Source organism: Rhizobacter sp. P2_H2 (assembly GCF_056403375.1).
In genome coordinates, this window is sequence record NZ_JBFUFP010001860.1 from 1 (window position 1) to 516 (window position 516).

1 protein-coding gene is annotated in these 516 nt (G+C 67.4%); it reads left to right on the plus strand.

Going from position 1 to position 516, the window contains the following annotated elements:
• Positions 1–308 precede the first annotated feature (308 nt).
• Positions 309–516 (plus strand): DUF3683 domain-containing protein (locus tag AC1D15_RS36630; protein WP_477829956.1); only part of this gene is annotated, 208 nt, incomplete at its 3' end.

The window sequence follows — 516 nt, forward strand, 5'->3', positions numbered from 1 at the left end:
GTGCCACCACTGCACTTCGACCTGGGCGTGGACCGGGCCGGCGAGCGCCAGCGCGGCGAAGCCGGCGGCGGCGAGGGCGGCGTATCTTTTCGTTGTCATGTACTTCTCCGGAAAATGACGGTTGGTTTTTGACCAGCCGCGCAGTGTGCTACGAGTTTGTGACAGTCCGTTTATGTCGTGGATGGTCGGCCGCGGCAACGGGATTTACCCCGCCGGATCCCCGGGGCGGGGCGCGCCCGGCACCGAACAGGTGCTGAGGTACCATTTGCGTCCAAGTGCCCCCACAGGCGTGCTGCAGCCTGGCCCCCATGAACGCACCCATCCCGCTGAACCAGATCGCCGCGGCGACTGCCGCGCACAAGGCGCCCCGCCTGCGCGAGATTCCGTACAACTACACCTCGTTCTCCGACCGCGAGATCGTGATCCGGATCCTGGGATCGCGGGCCTGGGAGTTGCTGGACCGCCTGCGCGACGAGCGCCAGACCGGCCGCTCCGCCCGCATGCTCTACGAGGTGC